Source organism: Stenotrophomonas maltophilia, assembly GCF_006974125.1.
Lineage (GTDB): Bacteria > Pseudomonadota > Gammaproteobacteria > Xanthomonadales > Xanthomonadaceae > Stenotrophomonas > Stenotrophomonas maltophilia_O.
The window spans coordinates 3,624,549-3,640,606 of sequence record NZ_CP037858.1; the positions used below are offsets into that span (position 1 = coordinate 3,624,549).

Here is a 16,058-nt window from a genome sequence, read left to right on the forward strand (position 1 = left end):
TCGGAACAGGGCCCGGTGTCAGCGCTCGCCGGCGTAGGGGTCGGCGATGCCCAGCTCGGCCAGGATCTCCCGCTCCAGCTGCTCCATCGCCTCGGCTTCCTTGTCGTCCTCGTGGTCCCAGCCAAGCAGGTGCAGCACGCCGTGTACGGTCAGATGCGCGTAATGGGCATTGAGCGCCTTGCCCTGTTCGTCGGCCTCCCGTGCCACGACCGGAGCACAGATCACCAGGTCACCCAGCAGCGGGAACTTGACGCCCTTGGGCAGGCCTTCGGGCACTTCGGCCGGGAAGCTGAGCACGTTGGTGGCGTAGTCCTTGCCGCGGTAATGGCGGTTCAACGACTGTCCTTCCTTGGCATCGACCACGCGGATGGCCAGATCGGCCTCGCGGATGCGGCCCTTCAACGCGGCGGCCACCCACTTGCGGAAACTCACTGCCGCCGGCAGGCCGGCACGCGGCAGGGCATAACTGACGGTGACGTCCAGTCGCACGGGACCACGGGTCATGGAGTTGCTCCAGGTTGGATCTGATGCAGGTCGCGGCGGTCGTAGGCGCTGACGATGCGCGCGACCAGCGGGTGGCGGACCACGTCACGGGATTCGAAGAAGGTGAAGCTGACGCCCTCGACCTCGCGCAGCACGTCGATGGCGTCGCGCAGGCCGGACTTCACGTGCTTGGGCAGATCGGTCTGGGTCAGGTCGCCGGTGACCACCGCGGTGGAGCCGTAGCCCAGGCGGGTCAGGAACATCTTCATCTGCTCGATGGTGGTGTTCTGTGCTTCGTCCAGGATCACGAACGCATCGTTGAGCGTGCGGCCGCGCATGTAGGCCAGCGGCGCGATCTCGATGACGTTCTTCTCCAGCAGCTTGACCACCTTCTCCACGCCCATCATCTCGTACAGGGCGTCGTACAGCGGTCGCAGGTAGGGATCGACCTTCTGGCTCAGGTCGCCGGGCAGGAAGCCCAGCTTCTCGCCGGCTTCCACTGCGGGGCGGACCAGGATCAGGCGCTGCACCCGCGATTCGTTCAGTGCTTCGACCGCGCTGGCCACGGCCAGGAAGGTCTTGCCGGTGCCGGCCGGGCCGATGCCGAAGTTGATGTCGTGGGTAGCGATCTGGTGCAGGTAGCGGGCCTGGTTGGCACCGCGCCCACGTACCGTGCCGCGCTTGACCTTGATCGCCACCTCCTGCGCTTCGTAGGAGCGCTCGGCGATCTGCTCGACATTGGCCTGCGCCAGGCGCAGGTGGATGGCGTGGTTGTCGAAGGTGGTCTCGGTGGTCTCGGCGTAAAGTGCCTCGACCAGCTTCTGCGCCTCGACGATGGCCTCGTTCGGCCCGCTGATGCGGAACACGAAGCCACGGTTGGCGATTTCCACGCCGAGTTTCAGTTCGATCTGCCGCAGATGACCGTCGAACGGGCCACACAGGTTGGCCAGCCGTTCGTTGTCTTCCGGCGACAGGGTGAAGTCTCGATGCTCGATGCTTTTCATTGCTTCGGGTGGGGCGGACGCCTTCCACCGCAGTGTATTCAGGGGAGACAAGGGTAGCGCGCACACGGGGCGCGCGGCCAGCAGCGGGCCGATACGCGGTTTTCCACACCCGGTGTGGACGGGGTGCGCGAAAACCTGTGGATAGGCCCTCGCAGTGCTTGTGCCACAAGGACCATGAGGTGGTGGTGAAAAAACCGTCACGGTCGGTCGGCCCGTGTGACGGCAGCGCATGTTCCGCTGCCAGGCACCCAACACGGACACCGCCTGCCGGTTTTCCACACCGGCTGTGGAATGATGCTGAACCAAGCTGTGGATAGGTGGCGCAGAGCCTTGCGGTAAAAGGCCGGGCAGCCGGCGGTGAAAAAAACACCATGGCTGATTGCAATCATTGTGGGTGCACGGGGCGCATGGCACCGTGGCGCCGTCGCAGGAGGGGATGGCATGGACACCGGTAGCTGGACACGTGGGATCGGACTGGCAGGCCTTGCCCTGCTGGCAGGCTGTGGCAAGACGCCTCCGGTTGCACTGGGGACACTGGAGTGGGACCGGATCACGGTGCCGGCACCGGCGGCCGAGGTGATCGCTACGGTGGATGTGCGCGAGGGCCAGCAGGTCACGGCCGGTGCCGTGCTGATGCAGCTCGACCCGGCGCGCGGCGATGCGCAGTTTGTCGCCGCCCAGGCCGACACGGTGCGCGCGCAGGCGCAGCTGGAGGAATTGAAGATCGGGCCGCGCCCGGAACAGATCGCACAGGCCCAGGCACAGCTGGCCGCGTTACGGGCGCAGTCTGCCGAAGCCAGTGCCTACTACCGCCGCGTGCAACCGCTGGCACGCCAGCGTCTGGTCGCCGCCGCCGAGCTGGACCGCGCACGGGCTGCGGCCGGCAATGCCGAAGCCAGTGCGCGTGCCGCCGAGCAGGCCTGGCTGGAGCTGGTGCATGGCAGCCGGGCGCAGGACATCGCCCAGGGCAAGGCTGCGGCTGACGCTGCGCAGGCGCAGCAGGTGGTGCAGGGCGTCAACCTGCAGAAGCTGCAGCTGCGCGCGCCCCGCGATGGCGTCGTCGATGCCTTGCCCTACCGGCAGGGCGACCAGGCGCCGATCGGCGCACCGCTGGCGGTGATGCTGGTCGGCGAGCGCCCCTATGCGCGCGTCTACCTGCCGCAGCCATTGCGGTTGCAGGTCAAGGTCGGGCAGGCCGCGCAGGTGCATCTGGAAGGGCAAGGTGTTGCGTTGAAGGGGCATGTGCGCTCGATCCGCAGCGAGCCTTCGTTTACTCCGTACTACGCGCTGACCGGTGACGATGCCGCACGCCTTAGTTACCTCGCCGAGATCGAAGTGGACGACGCCGCCGACATGCAGAAGCTGCCGGCGGGAATGCCGGTACAGGTGAGCTTCTGAACACCGGTGACGACATTGCGGTGCATGCGCAGGGCCTGACCCGCCGCTTTGGCGACCTGCTGGCCGTGGACAACGTCGACCTGACCGTACCGCGCGGACAGGTGTATGGCTTCCTGGGTCCGAACGGGTCGGGCAAGTCGACCACCATCCGCATGCTGTGCGGCCTGCTGGAACCGAGTGCCGGCCAGATCGAGGTGCTGGGCCTGGCCGTGCCGGAGCAGGCCGAAGCGCTGCGCCGGCGCATCGGCTACATGACCCAGCGTTTCTCGTTGTATGAAGACCTGTCGGTGCGCGAGAACCTGGAGTTCCTCGCCGCCATCCAGGACATGCCGCGCACGCAGGCGCGGCAGCGCGTCGATGCACTGCTGCAACAGTACCGGCTGCAGGATCGGCAGCCGCAGCTGGCTGGCACGCTCAGTGGGGGGCAGAAGCAACGCCTGGCGTTGGCCGGTGCCGTCGTGCATGCGCCAGAGCTGCTGTTCCTGGACGAGCCGACCAGCGCGGTCGATCCGGAATCGCGCCGCGATTTCTGGGAGGCCCTGTTCGAACTGGCCGATGCGGGCACCACCGTGCTGGTCTCGACCCACTACATGGATGAGGCCGAGCGCTGCCACCGGCTGGCGATCCTTGATCGTGGCGCGCTGGTGGCCGATGGCACGCCGGCCGAACTGTGTGCCCGGCTGCAAGGGCGCACGTTGCAGGTGACATCTTCTCAGCCGCGCCAGGCCAGCCGCGCGCTGGCCGAACTGCCTGGCGTGCTGAGCGTGGCACAGATCGGCACGCAGCTGCGCGTACTGTGCAGTGAAGGCGCTGCCGACATGCCCACGTTGCAGCACGCATTGGCTGGTGCCGATCCGCGGGCCCGCATCGATGCGGTGGCCCCGAACCTGGAAGACGTGTTCGTCGCTGCCACCCGCGGCCGTGGCAGGGAGCCAGCAGCATGAACCTGCGCCGGCTGTGGGCGATCATGCTCAAGGAGCTGCGCCAGCTGCGCCGCGACCGCATCACGCTGGCGATGATCGTCGGCATTCCGGTGATGCAGTTGCTGTTGTTCGGCTATGCGATCAACCTCAACCTGCGCCACCTCGATGCCGGTGTCGCCGACCAGGCCAACAGTGCGGCCTCGCGCGCGCTGGTGCAGGACATGGTCGCCACCGGCGTGGTCACGCCGCGCAGCGAAGCCTATACGCCTGACCAGCTGATGCAGGCGCTGCGCCGGGGCGAGATCAGCGTTGGCATCGTGGTGCCGGCCGATTTCGAGCGTCGCCGTTTCGATGGGCGCGAAGCGGTACAGGTGCTGGTCGATGGCAGCGACACCGTGGTGCAGAGCGCGGCGATCCAGCTGGCCCAGGTGCCGCTGGATACGCGCCCGACCAGCAATGCCCGGCCGCTGCGCGAAGGCAGCATCGCCAGTGGGCAGGTCAGCGTGACCAGCTTCTACAACCCGCAGCGGCGCTCGGCGGTGAACATCGTGCCGGGCCTGATCGGGGTGATCCTGACCATGACCCTGGTGATGTTCACGGCGGTGGCGGTGGTGCGCGAACGCGAGCGCGGCAACATGGAGCTGCTGATCGCCACGCCGGTATCGCGCAGCGAACTGATGGTGGGCAAGGTGCTCCCTTACGCAGCGATTGGCCTGCTGCAGACCACGCTGGTGCTGGTGCTGGGCACCTGGCTGTTCCAGGTGCCGATCCGCGGCAGCCTGCTGGACATCTACCTGGCCGCGGTGCTGCTGGTGCTGGCCAACCTCGCGCTGGGCCTGCTGATCTCCACGCGCGCGCGCTCGCAGTTCCAGGCGATGCAGATGACGTTGTTCCTGTTCCTGCCGTCGATCCTGCTGTCGGGTTTCATGTTCCCGTTCGCCGGCATGCCGCGGCCGGTGCAGTGGCTGGCCGAAGTGCTGCCGCTGACCCATTTCCTGCGGCTGGTACGCGGCATCATGCTGCGCGGCGCCTCGTTGTGGGAGCTATGGCACGACGCCCTGGCACTGCTGGCCTTCATCGTGGTGATGATGACGCTGGCGATCCTGCGTTTCCGCAAGCGGCTGGATTGAGGCATGCCGACCAATGGTCGGCACACCCAGACCTTACTCCGCCACCACCCGCGCGCGCAGCGAATTGGTCAGCGCTTCGGTGATCACCACATCCACGAACTGGCCGATCAGCCGCGCCGGCGCCGGGAAGTTCACCGAACGCATGTTCTCGGTCTTGCCGGTCAGCTCGTTCGGGTTCTTGCGCGAGGGCCCTTCCACCAGCACGGTCTGCACGGTGCCGACCATCTTCTCGGAGATGCCGGCGGCGTGTGCATTGATGCGCTCCTGCAGGCGCGAAAGGCGCGCATGCTTTTCGGCATCGCTGATGGTGTCCTCCAGATCCGCAGCCGGGGTGCCCGGACGACGCGAATAGATGAAGGAGAAGCTGTGGTCGAAGCCGATGTCTTCGATCAGTTTCATGGTCTTCTCGAAGTCCGCATCGGTCTCGCTGGGGAAGCCGACGATGAAGTCCGAGCTGATCGAGATGTCCGGGCGCACTGCGCGCAGCTTGCGGATCTTCGACTTGAATTCCAGCGCGGTGTAGCCGCGCTTCATCGCCGACAGTACGCGGTCGCTGCCGGCCTGCACCGGCAGGTGCAGGAAGTTGGCCAGCTGCGGTACGTCGCGGAACGCATCGATCAGCGAATCGCTGAACTCCAGCGGGTGCGAGGTGGTGAAGCGGATGCGGCCAACGCCATCAATCTCGGCGATGGTGCGGATCAGCAGGCCGAGGTCGGCGAATTCGCCATCCCCATAGGGCCCGCGATAGGCGTTGACGTTCTGGCCGAGCAGGTTGATCTCGCGCACGCCCTGCGCGGCCAGCTGGGCCACTTCCACCACCACGTCCTCGAACGGGCGGCTGACTTCGGTGCCGCGGGTGTAGGGCACCACGCAGAACGAGCAGTACTTCGAGCAGCCTTCCATGATCGACACGAACGCCGAGGCGCCATCGGCGCGCGGTTCCGGCAGGCGGTCGAACTTCTCGATCTCGGGGAAGCTGATGTCCACCTGCGGGCGCTTCTGCTCGCGACGGGCGCGGATCAGCTCCGGCAGGCGGTGCAGGGTCTGCGGGCCGAACACCAGGTCGACGAACGGCGCGCGCTTGATGATCGCTTCGCCTTCCTGCGAGGCGACGCAGCCGCCCACGCCGATGATGACCTCACGGCCCTTGTTCTTCAGGCCCTTCCACACGCCGAGCTGGCTGAACACCTTCTCCTGCGCCTTCTCGCGGATGGAGCAGGTGTTGACCAGGATGACGTCGGCGTCGTCCGGGGTATCGGTCAGTTCCAGGCCATCGCTGGCGGCGAGCACGTCGGCCATCTTGGCCGAGTCGTACTCGTTCATCTGGCATCCGTGGGTCTTGATGTACAGCTTGCCTTTCACCTGGTCGGGCTTGCGCGGACCAGCGGGCAGGGCAACGAGCGGGGTACCGCCCGGCGTGGCGGGCGGAAAGACGTCTGGCGTCCCGGTCATGGCGCTTAATCCATTCGGGTGGCGGGAAAGCCGGCAATTCTACCCGCATCCCGCGCCACCCGCCGCGCTGTGCGCTCGCGGGGCACGGCCCCGCGCTACCCGCATCCCGCCGGCCCCGGTAGCGCCGGGCGGTGCCCGGTGGGCGCCCTTACGCCGCCGCCAGCTCCGCATCGATCTGCCGGGAACGGTCGAAGGCGGTCATCGCGCTCATCCGTGCAATGTAATCAGCCGTGGCCGGCGCAGGCTGCACCAGGCCGAAGGCCGTGGTCCAGGCCAGCGCATTGCCCCACAGCACATCGGCGGCGCTCATCGTCTCGCCGAGCAGGTAGGGGCCCTGCGCCAGCTGGGCCTCGACCACCTGCAGCACGGTTTCGGCGTCGTTGTACGGCGACATCAGGCGCGGCGGCGGCTCGCGGTGCATCGCCTTGTCGATCATTGCCGGCTCGAAACAAGCACCATAGAAGGCCATCCAGCGCAGGTAGGGCCCGCGCAGGGCGTCGCCGATCGGCGGGGCCAGTCCGGCTTCCGGGTACAGGTCGGCCAGGTACAGATAAATGGCCACCTGTTCGGTCACCAGCGCGCCGTTGTGGACGATGGCCGGCACCTTGCCCATCGGGTTGATGGCCAGATAGGCCGGGGCCAGGTTGGCGCCGGCCTTCAGGTCCAGCACCTGCATGCGGTAGTCGGCACCCAGCGCTTCGAGCAGGGCCACGGCGCCGCTCGAGCGGGAACGGGCGGCGTGGTACAGCGTGATCTGACGGGAATTCATGGCATTGCTCCTTGCGGTGGGTGGTGAACTGGAGGCCATCCTGAGGCACTATTGCGGACGACTTCTGTCCTCGATCCTTCATGCGCCATACCGCCCATCGACTGCTGCGCCTGATCGCCCTGCTGCAGGCCCGCCGCCAGTGGTCCGGGGCCGAGCTGGCCGAGCGCATGGGTGTGGACCGGCGCAGCATCCGTCGCGATATCGAGCGACTGCGCGAACTGGGCTATCCGGTGCAGGCCTCGGCCGGGGTAGGGGGCGGCTACCAGCTGGGGGCCGGGGCACCGGTACTGCCGATGCTGCTGGACGAGGAGGAGGCGACCACCCTGGCGATCGCGCTGCGTGCCGCGTCCGCGACCGTTGCCGGCATCGACGACACCGCCCGTGGCCTGTTGTCCAAGCTCGACCCGCTGGTGCCGACCCGTCGCCGCCAGCAGGCCGGCGAGGTGCATGCGGCGACGGCCACCCTGTCCGATCTTCCGTCCACCGACGCACGCCTGCTCGGGCGGCTGGCCCAGCACTGCCGGCAGGCGTCGCGGCTGGCCTTCGAGTACCGCAGTGCGCAGGACGCGGTCACCCAGCGCGAGGTCGAGGCCCAGCACCTGGTCAACTATGGCCGGCGCTGGTACCTGCTGGCCTGGGACCTGGGACGGCAGGACTGGCGCACCCTGCGCGTGGACCGGATGGGCGCGGTGCGCGAATGCACCGGGCCGGGCCTGCATCGGCGCACGCCAGCGCCCCCGGACGTGATGGTGCGGCAGGCAGTCAGCCAGGCGCCGTTCGCGTTGCAGGCCATCCTCCGCCTGGCCGGCAGCCACGCCGAGCTGGAAGGCCGCATCCCGCCGTGGTGTGGAGTACTGGAAGCGGACGGCCCCGACCACTCCCTGCTGCGCATGGGCGCCGAGAGCCGCGGCATGATGCTGGCACAGATTCTCAGCCTGGACCGCATACCTGTGGCGCTTTGGACCACCCCGCCGGGGCTGCGCGACGAACTGGCACAGCGCCTGGCAGGCCTCGGCCAGCTGCTGGCTGTGCCGCCGGTCACAGGCTGAGCCACATCGCTTGGCAAGCCCCGGCGAAGCTGGGACACTCGCCGCCATGAAGGGGATACTGGGGACAACGGCGATCATCATCGCTGCGCTGACCGCTGCGCCGGCCAGCGCTGGAACCCTGTACAAGTGCCAGGGGGCGGACGGCGTCACCAGTTATGTGAGCAAGCGGGTGGTCGGCGCGCGCTGCATCACCATCAGCTACAGCCGTGACACCCGCCCGGCGCCGCGCCCGGTTGTGGCTGCACCGAAGCCTGCGCCGACCACTGTCGCCAGCATCGAACGCAATCCGGTCGCCGTGGCGGCCAGCGCCGCTGCGCCGCCCCCGGTCGCACCGACGCCGGCTGCGCCAGCCCCGGTCGCGGCACCGGCGGCCTCGCGGGCCGGTCGCATGGTCAGCGGCCAGGTCTATTCCTTCATGAAGGATGGCGTGCGCCACTACACCAGTGCGCGGCCGACCCAGGTGGCCAACCTCGGCCCGGTGCGCACCATCCGTTACAGTTTCATGGAGCGCTGCTACGCCTGCGGCGTCAACCCGCGTGTGGACTTCGGTTCGGTGCGCTTGAACACCACCGCGTTCCAGACCGAGATCACCTCGGCCGCACGCGAGTTCGGCGTCGACGAAGCCGTGGTACGCGCCATCATCCATGCCGAGTCGGCCTACAACCCGACCGCGCTCAGCCGTGCTGGTGCGCAGGGCCTGATGCAGCTGATGCCGCCAACCGCCGCGCGCTTCGGGGTCAGTGACTCCTACGATGCCGGGCAGAACATCCGTGGTGGCGTGCAGTATCTTGCGTGGTTGCTGAAACGCTTCAATGGTGACCTGACCCTGGCCGCGGCCGGCTACAACGCCGGCGAAGGCGCGGTCGACCGCCACGGTGGCGTGCCGCCCTACAGCGAGACCCAGTACTACGTACGCCGGGTCGGGCAGCTGGCCGAACGTTACCGCACCGCATTGACGCACCAGTAGTGTTGGCCGCTGGCCGGCAATCCCAGGGCAATGGCCGGTACTGACCGGCCGCTGGCCGGCAACCCCGCAATCAATGTTGTTGCAATGCGTTGTGTGGCGCGCGACGGTTCCGCTACACTCGCCCATGATTCAATGCGGCTCTGGCCCCCACCGGATCCGCTGGCAGCCTTAAAGCTACCTAATCAATATCGGAGTGCCGGATGGCCAACGATGGGGTACACGATCCAGTCAACACCGGACGTCGGCGTTTTCTTTCTGCCACCACAGCCGTGGTGGGTGCCGTCGGCGTCGGATTCACCGCAGTTCCTTTCATCAAATCCTGGAACCCCAGTGCCCGCGCCAAGCTTGCCGGCGCACCGGTGGTGGCCGACATCAGCGCCCTGCAGGAAGGCCAACGCCTGATCGTGGAATGGCGTGGCCAGCCGATCTGGATCGTCAAGCGGTCCAAGGCCATCCTCGATGCGTTGCATGGGCTGGATGGCCGTCTCAAGGACCCCGAGTCCGGCGAGAAGGACCAGCAGCCGGACTACGTGCTGAAGCAGAACCCCGAGCTGCGCTCGATCAAGCCGGACATCTCCGTACTGGTCGGCCTGTGCACGCACCTGGGCTGCTCGCCGGAAATGGTCGCCGAGATCCGGCCTGAACCCTACGACCCGCAGTGGAAGGGCGGCTACTTCTGCCCCTGCCACAAGTCGCGCTTCGATATGTCCGGCCGCGTCTTCAAGGACGTGCCGGCGCCGATCAACCTGAAGGTGCCCGCGCACCATTACCAGGACGACAACACCATCATCATCGGTGTCGATCCGCAGGGGGCTGCCTGATGGCCAATATCCTCAGCCGTACCGCCAGCGGCGTGGCCGACTGGGTCAACGCCCGCGCGCCCGGCCTGATGCCGGTCTACCGCAAGCACGTCAGCGAGTACTACGCGCCGAAGAACTTCAACATCTGGTACTACTTCGGTTCGCTGGCGCTGCTGGTGCTGGTCAACCAGATCGTCACCGGCATCTTCCTGACGATGCACTACAAGACCAACGCCGCCGAAGCGTTCGGTTCCATCGAGTACATCATGCGGGACGTGGAGTGGGGCTGGCTGATCCGCTACATGCACTCCACCGGGGCCTCGCTGTTCTTCATCGTGGTCTACCTGCACATGTTCCGCGGCCTGCTGTACGGCAGTTACCAGAAGCCACGCGAGCTGGTGTGGATCCTCGGCATGCTGATCTACCTGGTGCTGATGGCCGAAGCCTTCATGGGCTACGTGCTGCCGTGGGGCCAGATGTCGTTCTGGGGCGCCAAGGTGATCATCTCGCTGTTCGGCGCGATACCGGTGATCGGCAACGGCCTGACCGAATGGATCATGGGCGACTACCTGCCCAGTGACGCCACGCTCAACCGCTTCTTCGCGCTGCATGTCATCGCATTGCCGCTGGTGCTGTTGCTGCTGGTGGTACTGCACCTGGGTGCGCTGCACGAAGTGGGTTCGAACAACCCCGATGGCGTGGAGATCAAGAAGGGGCCGAAGGGCAACCGCTGGTCGCCGAACGCGCCGGCCGACGGCATTCCGTTCCACCCGTACTACACGCTCAAGGATGGCGTCGGTGCGGGCTTCCTGCTGATCATCGCCGCCTTCATCATCTTCTTCGCGCCCGGTTTCGGTGGCCTGTTCCTGGAGCATGACAACTTCACCGAGGCCAACCGCCTGGTGACCCCGGAACACATCAAGCCGGTCTGGTACTACACGCCGTACTACGCGATGTTGCGGGTGGTGCCGAACAAGCTGGGCGGCGTGCTGGTGATGTTCTCGGCCATCGCGATCCTGTTCCTGGTGCCGTGGCTGGACAAGGCGCGGGTGAAGTCGGTGCGCTACCGCGGCTGGATCTCGAAGGTGATGCTGGGCGTGCTGGCGGTGTGCTTCGTGTGGCTGGGCGTGATCGGCTCCGGTCCGGGCACCGACGTGCACGAAACCTACATCGGGCGGGTGCTGACCTTCCTGTACTTCGCGTTCTTCATCACCATGCCGCTATGGACACGGTTGGACAAGACCAAACCGGTACCGGAGAGGGTGACCACCCATGACTGATCGCTGGATGGTCCGGCTGGCCCTGACGGCCGCCCTGATGCTGGGCAGTTTCCTGGCCTCCGCCGCCGAAGGTGGCACCAAGCTTCTGCAGGCCGGCAACGACCTGGGTGACCGTGCCTCGCTGCAGCGCGGCGCGCAGCTGTACATGAACTACTGCTCCGGTTGCCACGCGCTGAAGTACCTGCGCTATTCGCGGATGGCGCAGGACCTGGGCCTGACCGAAGAGGAGGTGATGAACAACCTCAACTTCACCGGCTCGGCGATCGGCGACCCGATCCCGGTGGCGATGCCCAAGGAGAACGCGGAGAAGTGGTTCGGCAAGATGCCGCCGGACCTCAGCCTGATCGCGCGCGTGCGCGGCAGTGACTGGGTCTACACCTATCTCAAGTCGTTCTACCTGGACAGCAGCCGGCCGCTGGGCTGGAACAACGCGCTGTTCGCCAACGCTTCCATGCCCAACCCGCTGTGGGAGATGCAGGGCCTGCAGCATGCCGTGCATGGCAAGCCTGAAGCGCCGGGGATGGACCCGCCGGTGACCGGCCTGAGGATCGAAACGCCGGGTTCGGTCGATGCCGGGCAATACGACCAGGCCGTGCGGGACATCACCAACTTCCTCGAATATGCCGGTGAACCGGCCGCGCTCAAGCGCCAGCAGCTGGGCGTGTGGGTGATCCTGTTCCTGGCCCTGCTGACCTTCCTGCTGTACCTGTTGAAGAAGGAATACTGGAAGGACGTTCACTGATTCTGCTGCCGGCCATCGCATGGGCCTATTGGCTTTTGTGATGGTCGGTTGCACACTCGGGGAGGAGTCGATCGCCGGCACGGTGCCGGCGGCGCCGATGCGGCAGGCGGTCTCCTGTCGTGGGAGAGCCTTTGATGGCGGCGAGCGTACGCATGCGCAATACACTGACGCTGTTTTCCTCGAACGACGATGTACTGTGCCACCGTGTACGTCTGGTCCTGGCGGCCAAGGGGGTCACGTTCGACTTCGTTCCGGTCGATCCGCAGAACCCGCCTGAAGACCTGATCGACCTCAATCCGTACCATTCGGTGCCGACCCTGGTCGAACGCGAGCTGGTGCTGTACGCCGCATCGGTGGTCAGCGAGTACCTGGACGAACGTTATCCGCATCCGCCGCTGATGCCGGTCGATCCGCTCTCGCGTGCACGCATCCGCCTGGCGATGCTGCGCATCGAGCACGACTGGGTGCCGCAGGTGCAGGCCATCCAGCTGGGCAACAAGACCCAGGCCGAGGCCGGTCGCAAGCGCCTGAAGGAGCTGCTGACCGCCTCGCTGCCGCTGTTCAAGGCCAGCAAGTTCTTCCTCAATCCGGAAATGAGCCTGGCCGACTGCGCGATGGCGCCGATCATCTGGCGCCTGCAGTCGCTGGATGTACCGCTGCCGAAGGACGGCAAGGCGATCGAGGATTATGGCAACCGCATCTTCCGCCACCCCGGCTTCGTCCGCAGCCTGACCGATCAGGAAAAGAAACTACGCGATCTGCCGGTCTGATCCAGCCACGGGTTACCCGTCTGCACGCCGACCGGCGTGCAGGCGATCCGCCCCGGCGGGCCGCCGGGCGCGTACACTTCACGCATGACCGAAGGCTTCTTCCACATGACCAGCCACCGCCCGTACCTGCTGCGGGCGCTGGTGGAATGGATCAACGACAACCAGCTGACCCCGCACATCCTGGTCGACGCCGGCGTTCCCGGCGTGCAGGTCCCGCCTTCGGCGGTCAAGGATGGCCGGGTCGTGCTCAACATCGCCGAACGTGCTGTCGTACGGCTGATGATCGACAACGAGATGGTGAGCTTCTCGGCGCGCTTCTCCGGCACCAGCTATCCGGTACAGGTACCGATCAGCGCCGTGCTGGCCGTCTACGCCCGCGAGACCGGGCAGGGCATGGCGCTGCCGGACGATATTCCAGGCAACGACACCGCGCCGACCAGCGACGAGCTGCTGCACGATGAAGGTACGCCGCCGGACGATACGCCGCCGGCCAATCCGCCGCCCAAGGGCCGTCCGAACCTGCGCGTGGTCAAGTAATGTTTCCGACGCCGCCCCGATGGGCGGCGTTTTCCTTTGCAGGATTTACCGGTGGGTGCCGACCGTTGGTCGGCACTCAAAGCCCTTACACATCCTCGGCATCATCCACATCCGGCCGGATCTGGCTGATCCGCGCCGCCCCCGGGCCGGTGAACGAGATCAGCTGGTCGCCGCGCAGCACCATGCGGCCTACATGGCGATCGATGCCATCGTAGGAGTACTCGAACTTGAAGGTGCGCTCGAATCCGAGCCGTCCATCCTCGCCACGCGACAGTCGCAGGCCGGTGGCATGTACCGCCTGATCCAGCCATTGCACGTCGGCTGCGCGGCAGGCATTGCGCCCCAGCTCGACCGCGCGCTCGGCGGCCGAACGCGCCGCGTTCCAGAAGAAATAGATGATTCCGCCGGCAATCAGCAACAGCAGCAGGGTGGGCATGGCGTCAGCCGTCAGAGGTCGATCCCGCAAAGATGGCGGCGAACGCGCGCTGGATCAAGCGCCGGCATCAGTGTGTCGGTCGAGGTTCGTCCGTCACCGGCTGCGCGGGCGCACTGGTCGGTTGCGGCACCGGCGTGGGTTGCAACGGCGTGGCAGTGGGCGAGGGCATTACCAGCGGTGAGGTTGCAGTCAGCTGCAGCAGGGCGGCCCAGTCCTGGCGGTTGAAACTGCATTCTTCCTCACGCCCCGGGGTGCAGCTGGGGTCGATGCCGGTGCTGTTGCGTTCGCGCGCCGGTGGCAGTTTGATCAGCCCGGTACGATCAAGCTGCAGCAACCGCATCGCCACCGTGTTCATCACGTTGCCGCCAACCAGATACAGCGTCTGGTCGCCACCGAGGTTGGCGGCCACCACCACTTCGCAATGCGATTTCCAATGGCCCACCGAGCCATTGCCCAGTGCCTGCACCAGCCCGCTGTAGCTGAGCGTGGTGCTGCGGTCGCGCAGGAAGCACAGCAGGTCGCCGGGCGCGGGTTTGGCGGTGGCCGGGTCGACCAGCCGGTAAGGTACGCCCGAGGGGCCGCCCTGGTACGCGGCACGGATGTAGTCGATATGGCGTGGCGAGGTGTTGAAGCCCGGAACACCGGCACGCACCATCACCCAGGAAATGAAGGCGGCCGACCACGGGTTGTCAATCAGGAACGCCCGGCAGTCGCTGTCGGTGTAGCGCGTGCCCAAGGGGGCCAGGCAGCTGCTGGCACCGGCGATGCTGCCCATCGCATTGAGCGTGCCGCTGTCGCGCCAGTAGCCGGCCACTCGTCGCCAGGCGATCAGGCCGTTGTCGGCCAGATGATCGCTTTCGGCTTCGGTGACGCTGAGGCTGGCCGCACGGCCATCACGATCGATGAAGGGGCGGAACCACAACCGGTGCTCGTTGCAGGCGGTGTTGCGGATGGCCACCGCCAATGGGCTCAGGCCGAAGCGCGGTGGCACATCGCAGGCTTCGGCGGCAGCCGCAGACAGCGGGGTCGCGGCCAGCAGCAGGCAGGCAGGCAAGAGCATCCGGCGCATGCGCGGCTCCTGTGGGGGATGACCGCAGCGTCGCAGCGCCGTCGTGAACGCCGGGTGTGAGAACGGGGTCAGATCCCTTTTCCACGGGAAAAGGGATCTGACCCCGGCCAGGCCTCAACCCGGCGGCGGGCCCAGCTTCAGGGAAAGATCGATGGCCTGCACGTGCTTGGTCAGTCCACCGATGGAGATGCAGTCCACGCCGTCTTCGGCGATCGAACGCAGGCCACCCAGTCCCACGCTGCCGGAGACTTCCAGCGGAATGCGGCCCGCCGTGATGCGCACCGCCTCGCGGCGCAGGTCGGGGCTGAAGTCATCCAGCAGGATGCGCTCGCAACCGGCTTCCAGTGCCTGGCGCAGCTGCGCCAGATCCTCGACCTCGACCACCAGCGGCAGCCCAGGCCATTGCCGGCGTGCGGCGGCCACGGCCGCGGCCAGCGAACCGGCGGCACGGATATGGTTTTCCTTCAGCATTACCGTGTCGTAGAGGCCGAAGCGGTGGTTCTCGCCGCCGCCACAGCGCACTGCGTACTTCTGCGCCAGGCGCAGGCCGGGCAGGGTCTTGCGGGTGTCGAGGATGCGCGTGCCGGTACCGGCCACGGCGGCCACGTAGCGGGCCGTAGTGGTGGCGGTGCCGGACAGCGTCTGCAGGAAATTCAGCGAGGTGCGCTCGGCACTGACCAGGCTGCGGCTGCGGCCGTGCAGCAGGGCCAGCACGGTGCCGGCAGTGACCGCGTCACCTTCGGAGACACGCCATTCGATGCGCACGTCCGGGTCGAGCGCGCGGTGGGTGGCGTCGAACCATGGGCGGCCGGCGATCACTCCGTCCTGCTTGCACAGCAGGTAAGCGCTGTCGGCCTGGTCGGGCAGCAGGGCGGCGGTGACGTCACCGCTGCCCAGGTCCTCGGCCAGCGCACGCGCGACATCGGCGGCGACAACGGCCGCATCCGGCGTCGGCAGCGCGCTCATGCGGCCGGGAAGTCGGTGATCTGGGCAGTGGGAATGGCTTCCTCGGCCAGCAGCACCGGGATGCCGTCGTCAACGCGGAACACCTGCTTGCGGTCGCGGGTGACCAGCGCTTCGCGCAGCGGCTGCGCCAGCGGGTTGCCATCGGCCTTGTTCACCGCGCCGGCGGAAATGGCCTTGTTGAGGGCTTCCAGGCCCTTGCCATCCAGCAGGGACAGGGGCTGGCGGGTGTCCGGCGACACCAGCAGGTCGAGCAGCTTGCGATCCATGGTTCTTCGTCTTGCGT

The 16,058-nt window shown here is 66.9% G+C and carries 18 protein-coding genes; 10 read left to right on the plus strand and 8 right to left on the minus strand.

Annotated features, from left to right (window positions below; translation table 11 throughout):
• Positions 1-18: 18 nt before the first annotated feature.
• Positions 19-504 (minus strand): rRNA maturation RNase YbeY, encoded by a 486-nt coding sequence (ybeY, locus tag EZ304_RS16575; protein WP_142807637.1) that lies wholly within the window; start codon positions 502-504, stop codon positions 19-21.
• Positions 501-1,487: a PhoH family protein gene (locus EZ304_RS16580; protein ID WP_099552710.1), complete on the minus strand. Its 987-nt coding sequence runs from the start codon at positions 1,485-1,487 to the stop codon at positions 501-503. The genes ybeY and EZ304_RS16580 overlap by 4 nt, the downstream gene beginning before the upstream one ends.
• A gap of 441 nt (positions 1,488-1,928) precedes the next feature.
• On the opposite strand from EZ304_RS16580, the gene EZ304_RS16585 reads away from it, so the two are divergent.
• Genes EZ304_RS16585 through EZ304_RS16595 form a run of 3 tightly spaced genes read left to right on the plus strand, consistent with a single transcriptional unit; the run spans position 1,929 to position 4,938 of the window.
• Positions 1,929-2,885, plus strand: a complete 957-nt coding sequence (locus EZ304_RS16585; protein WP_142807638.1) for an HlyD family secretion protein — start codon at positions 1,929-1,931, stop codon at positions 2,883-2,885.
• Between the two features lie 20 nt (positions 2,886-2,905).
• Positions 2,906-3,829, plus strand: coding sequence for an ABC transporter ATP-binding protein (locus EZ304_RS16590; RefSeq protein ID WP_142807639.1), 924 nt, complete (start codon positions 2,906-2,908; stop codon positions 3,827-3,829).
• Positions 3,826-4,938 carry an ABC transporter permease gene (locus tag EZ304_RS16595; RefSeq protein WP_142807640.1) on the plus strand — a complete coding sequence of 371 codons (1,113 nt, stop codon included), beginning with the start codon at positions 3,826-3,828 and terminating at the stop codon, positions 4,936-4,938. The genes EZ304_RS16590 and EZ304_RS16595 overlap by 4 nt, the downstream gene beginning before the upstream one ends.
• A gap of 33 nt (positions 4,939-4,971) precedes the next feature.
• Here EZ304_RS16595 and miaB read toward each other — a convergent pair whose 3' ends face one another.
• Positions 4,972-6,390: a tRNA (N6-isopentenyl adenosine(37)-C2)-methylthiotransferase MiaB gene (gene miaB, locus EZ304_RS16600; RefSeq protein WP_142807641.1), complete on the minus strand. Its 1,419-nt coding sequence runs from the start codon at positions 6,388-6,390 to the stop codon at positions 4,972-4,974.
• A 148-nt stretch (positions 6,391-6,538) separates the two neighbouring features.
• Positions 6,539-7,159: a glutathione S-transferase family protein gene (locus tag EZ304_RS16605; RefSeq protein WP_005415942.1), complete on the minus strand. Its 621-nt coding sequence runs from the start codon at positions 7,157-7,159 to the stop codon at positions 6,539-6,541.
• A gap of 80 nt (positions 7,160-7,239) precedes the next feature.
• On the opposite strand from EZ304_RS16605, the gene EZ304_RS16610 reads away from it, so the two are divergent.
• From EZ304_RS16610 to EZ304_RS16640, 7 genes are all read left to right on the plus strand, one after another.
• On the plus strand, positions 7,240-8,208 hold the full coding sequence (locus EZ304_RS16610; RefSeq protein WP_142807642.1) for a helix-turn-helix transcriptional regulator: 969 nt from the start codon (positions 7,240-7,242) through the stop codon (positions 8,206-8,208).
• 46 nt (positions 8,209-8,254) lie between these two features.
• A complete protein-coding gene (locus tag EZ304_RS16615; protein WP_142807643.1) occupies positions 8,255-9,175 on the plus strand; it encodes a lytic transglycosylase domain-containing protein in 921 nt (306 codons plus the stop codon).
• Positions 9,176-9,375: 200 nt separating this feature from the next.
• Positions 9,376-9,996 (plus strand): ubiquinol-cytochrome c reductase iron-sulfur subunit, encoded by a 621-nt coding sequence (gene petA, locus EZ304_RS16620; protein ID WP_004151998.1) that lies wholly within the window; start codon positions 9,376-9,378, stop codon positions 9,994-9,996.
• Positions 9,996-11,255, plus strand: a complete 1,260-nt coding sequence (locus EZ304_RS16625; protein WP_006429450.1) for a cytochrome b — start codon at positions 9,996-9,998, stop codon at positions 11,253-11,255. The genes petA and EZ304_RS16625 overlap by 1 nt, the downstream gene beginning before the upstream one ends.
• Positions 11,248-11,997: a cytochrome c1 gene (locus EZ304_RS16630; RefSeq protein WP_099552704.1), complete on the plus strand. Its 750-nt coding sequence runs from the start codon at positions 11,248-11,250 to the stop codon at positions 11,995-11,997. Before EZ304_RS16625 ends, EZ304_RS16630 begins: the two co-directional genes overlap by 8 nt.
• Positions 11,998-12,131: 134 nt before the next feature.
• Complete coding sequence (locus EZ304_RS16635) at positions 12,132-12,767, plus strand: glutathione S-transferase N-terminal domain-containing protein (protein WP_005408842.1); 636 nt, start codon at positions 12,132-12,134, stop codon at positions 12,765-12,767.
• Between the two features lie 84 nt (positions 12,768-12,851).
• Entirely contained in the window at positions 12,852-13,304 is a 453-nt protein-coding gene (locus tag EZ304_RS16640) for a ClpXP protease specificity-enhancing factor (protein ID WP_142807644.1), read from the plus strand.
• Positions 13,305-13,389: 85 nt separating this feature from the next.
• On the opposite strand, the gene EZ304_RS16645 is transcribed toward EZ304_RS16640, so the two are convergent.
• From EZ304_RS16645 to EZ304_RS16660, 4 genes are all read right to left on the minus strand, one after another.
• Positions 13,390-13,740, minus strand: coding sequence for a DUF3301 domain-containing protein (locus EZ304_RS16645; protein WP_049436544.1), 351 nt, complete (start codon positions 13,738-13,740; stop codon positions 13,390-13,392).
• Between the two features lie 67 nt (positions 13,741-13,807).
• Positions 13,808-14,809, minus strand: a complete 1,002-nt coding sequence (locus tag EZ304_RS16650) for a DUF2272 domain-containing protein (RefSeq protein WP_142807645.1) — start codon at positions 14,807-14,809, stop codon at positions 13,808-13,810.
• Between the two features lie 114 nt (positions 14,810-14,923).
• On the minus strand, positions 14,924-15,775 hold the full coding sequence (gene nadC, locus EZ304_RS16655; protein ID WP_106549015.1) for a carboxylating nicotinate-nucleotide diphosphorylase: 852 nt from the start codon (positions 15,773-15,775) through the stop codon (positions 14,924-14,926).
• A complete protein-coding gene (locus EZ304_RS16660) occupies positions 15,772-16,041 on the minus strand; it encodes a Trm112 family protein (protein WP_049432560.1) in 270 nt (89 codons plus the stop codon). The genes nadC and EZ304_RS16660 overlap by 4 nt, the downstream gene beginning before the upstream one ends.
• Positions 16,042-16,058 lie beyond the last annotated feature (17 nt).

Bases quoted from the DNA above. Each gene is read 5' to 3' on its own strand.
- EZ304_RS16660 (WP_049432560.1), bottom strand. From the start codon at position 16,041: ATGGATCGCAAGCTGCTCGACCTGCTGGTGTCGCCGGACACCCGCCAG.
- EZ304_RS16630 (WP_099552704.1), top strand. From the start codon at position 11,248: ATGACTGATCGCTGGATGGTCCGGCTGGCCCTGACGGCCGCCCTGATG.
- ybeY (WP_142807637.1), bottom strand. From the start codon at position 504: ATGACCCGTGGTCCCGTGCGACTGGACGTCACCGTCAGTTATGCCCTG.
- EZ304_RS16585 (WP_142807638.1), top strand. From the start codon at position 1,929: ATGGACACCGGTAGCTGGACACGTGGGATCGGACTGGCAGGCCTTGCC.
- EZ304_RS16615 (WP_142807643.1), top strand. From the start codon at position 8,255: ATGAAGGGGATACTGGGGACAACGGCGATCATCATCGCTGCGCTGACC.
- EZ304_RS16635 (WP_005408842.1), top strand. From the start codon at position 12,132: ATGGCGGCGAGCGTACGCATGCGCAATACACTGACGCTGTTTTCCTCG.
- EZ304_RS16645 (WP_049436544.1), bottom strand. From the start codon at position 13,740: ATGCCCACCCTGCTGCTGTTGCTGATTGCCGGCGGAATCATCTATTTC.
- nadC (WP_106549015.1), bottom strand. From the start codon at position 15,775: ATGAGCGCGCTGCCGACGCCGGATGCGGCCGTTGTCGCCGCCGATGTC.
- EZ304_RS16625 (WP_006429450.1), top strand. From the start codon at position 9,996: ATGGCCAATATCCTCAGCCGTACCGCCAGCGGCGTGGCCGACTGGGTC.
- petA (WP_004151998.1), top strand. From the start codon at position 9,376: ATGGCCAACGATGGGGTACACGATCCAGTCAACACCGGACGTCGGCGT.
- miaB (WP_142807641.1), bottom strand. From the start codon at position 6,390: ATGACCGGGACGCCAGACGTCTTTCCGCCCGCCACGCCGGGCGGTACC.
- EZ304_RS16610 (WP_142807642.1), top strand. From the start codon at position 7,240: ATGCGCCATACCGCCCATCGACTGCTGCGCCTGATCGCCCTGCTGCAG.
- EZ304_RS16580 (WP_099552710.1), bottom strand. From the start codon at position 1,487: ATGAAAAGCATCGAGCATCGAGACTTCACCCTGTCGCCGGAAGACAAC.
- EZ304_RS16640 (WP_142807644.1), top strand. From the start codon at position 12,852: ATGACCGAAGGCTTCTTCCACATGACCAGCCACCGCCCGTACCTGCTG.
- EZ304_RS16650 (WP_142807645.1), bottom strand. From the start codon at position 14,809: ATGCGCCGGATGCTCTTGCCTGCCTGCCTGCTGCTGGCCGCGACCCCG.
- EZ304_RS16595 (WP_142807640.1), top strand. From the start codon at position 3,826: ATGAACCTGCGCCGGCTGTGGGCGATCATGCTCAAGGAGCTGCGCCAG.
- EZ304_RS16605 (WP_005415942.1), bottom strand. From the start codon at position 7,159: ATGAATTCCCGTCAGATCACGCTGTACCACGCCGCCCGTTCCCGCTCG.